The organism is Rhodoferax sp. U2-2l (genome assembly GCF_020594515.1).
Classification (GTDB): Bacteria; Pseudomonadota; Gammaproteobacteria; order Burkholderiales; family Burkholderiaceae_C; genus Rhodoferax.
Genome location: NZ_JAJCTH010000036.1, coordinates 1 through 2,095, shown reverse-complemented (window position 1 = coordinate 2,095; position 2,095 = coordinate 1). Strand labels below are relative to the sequence as shown.

Genomic DNA, 2,095 nt, shown 5'->3' with positions numbered 1-2,095 from the left:
TGTGAATGGCGGCGAAATGGATACCAGTGTGGCGGAGTAAAAGGGAGCCAGTCGGTTGCTTAAAAAGGGCTTTTGGAGCCCGACTTGGTTTGCTGCACTTACTTCCATTTGCCTGAGCCAGCGTGCGAAGCGTAGCGCAGCACGCTGGCTCAGGCAAGTCCACGCCAATTAGTCTTCGCTGGTGGCACCCCCTTTGGCTGATTCTACCTCGTGGATATTGGGTTCTGACGGTGCCAACGCACCGCGTTTCCTGGCTCGCTTTTGGGAAGTCGCCAGCCGGTAGCTGTCACCATTCATCTCCAGAATGTGGACATGGTGGGTCAGCCGATCCAATAGTGCCCCCGTCAGGCGTTCTGATCCAAAGACGCTGGTCCATTCATCAAACGGCAGGTTGCTGGTCACCAGGGTGGCTCCTTGCTCATAGCGTCTGCTTAGAACTTCAAACAGCAACTCCGAGCCAACCGCAGTAAATGGCACATACCCCAGCTCATCAACAATAAGCAGGTCGACTTTGGCGAGGTGCTTTTGCAGCAGGCGCAAGCGCCGCTCATCGCGGGCTTCCATCAGTTCGTGAACCAGAGCGGCAGCGGTGACAAACAGCACGCTGTAGTTCTTTTGGCAAGCCGCCAGACCCAACGCCAGTGCCGTATGGGTCTTGCCGGTGCCAGCAGGCCCTAGTGCAATGCAGTTCTCCCGCCGCTCAATCCATTCACAGCGCGCAAGTTCCAGCACCAACGCCTTATTCAAGCTGGGAATGGCCTTGAAGTCAAAGGTATCCAGGCTCTTGGTTTGGGGGAACTTGGCCGCGCGGATACGTCGCTCCATATTGCGCCGGTCACGCTCAATGCGCTCCAACTCGCATAAGCGCAATAGATAACGCGGGTAGTCCGCCTGGTCTCGGGTGCATTCGGTGGCAACCTTCTCGTACTCCCGAGCGAAGGTCGGCAGCTTGAGGGATTTGAGGTGGTGTGCCAGCAGAACCTGTGGTGGTGCGGTGACATCATCAATGGTGGCACTCATGGCGACACCCCCATGCTGCAGTGCTGGTTGACACCCAGCAGACTGAGGTAGCTGCGGGCATCGGTCATTCCAACATTGGGCTGTGGAAGATACGGATAGGCGCTGAGGTCCAGCCGAGGCGCACGGCGCTCGACCCTGGCCAGCACCAGATGCTTGATGGCGTCGTAGCTGATGGCATTCAGGCGCAACGCATCTTCGATGGCCGCGGTGACCTCCTGCTGGGCAAACGTTTCCAGCAAACGCAGCACCTGAATGTATTCCTTGCGCCCGCGTTTGTCCATTCGCACCTCCAGCAGTCGGCGCAACTCCTCAAACTCACCCGGCAGATCCCAGTTCAGCAAGGGTGCTGCCTGGTCAAGCGCACGGGGCTTGCGCTCCAGCAGCGCCAGGTAATGCAAAGGGTTGTAGATGAAGTCTTCTTTGGCGTAGCTGCGCACATGGCAGGCAATGACCTCACTGCCACAGCCAATCACCACCCGGTCAAAGTAGCCCCGCACCTGCACTTCGTGATGGCCGTAGGTTGTGGGCACGGAGTAGTCGTTGGACCGGTAGCGCACCAAAGACAGGGAGTTGGCCCGGGTTGACACCTTCTCACAGGGATCAAAGGCCATATCGGGCAGTTCCATGAACGCACGCCGGTCAGCCTTCAGGCGCTCGCCAATGTTGGTCTTGTGACAGCGCAGCACGGCGATCTGGCGCTTCTGGCACGCTGCTGCAAGTCGGGTGTTGAACTCATCGATGCTGTGTACCCGTGGCAGCGGCACCATGAAGTTGCGCCGGGCATAGCCCACCAAGCCTTCGACCTTGCCTTTGTCATTGCCCTTGGCAGGGCGACCAAAGCGGTCTTCAAACAGGTAGTGGCTTTGCAGTTCACTGAACGCCTTGGTGCGTTTGCGTTTGCCATCCCCCAAAATCTTGGCCACTGCGATCTTGGTGTTGTCGTACAGAATGGACTTGGGCACCCCACCGAGCCAGGCAAACGCGGCGACGTGGCCGTCCAGGAAGGCATCTGTGGTTTCTGCCGGATACGCCTTCACAAAGATGGCGTCCGAGTGGGGTAGGTCCATGCAGAAGT

General features: G+C 58.4%; 2 protein-coding genes. Both read right to left on the bottom strand.

Going from position 1 to position 2,095, the window contains the following annotated elements:
- Positions 1-168: 168 nt before the first annotated feature.
- Complete coding sequence (gene istB, locus LHU53_RS19560) at positions 169-1,020, bottom strand: IS21-like element helper ATPase IstB (RefSeq protein WP_227334462.1); 852 nt, start codon at positions 1,018-1,020, stop codon at positions 169-171.
- A partial coding sequence (locus LHU53_RS19555; protein WP_227334461.1) for an IS21 family transposase occupies positions 1,017-2,095 on the bottom strand: 1,079 nt, incomplete at its 5' end. The genes istB and LHU53_RS19555, both read right to left, overlap by 4 nt.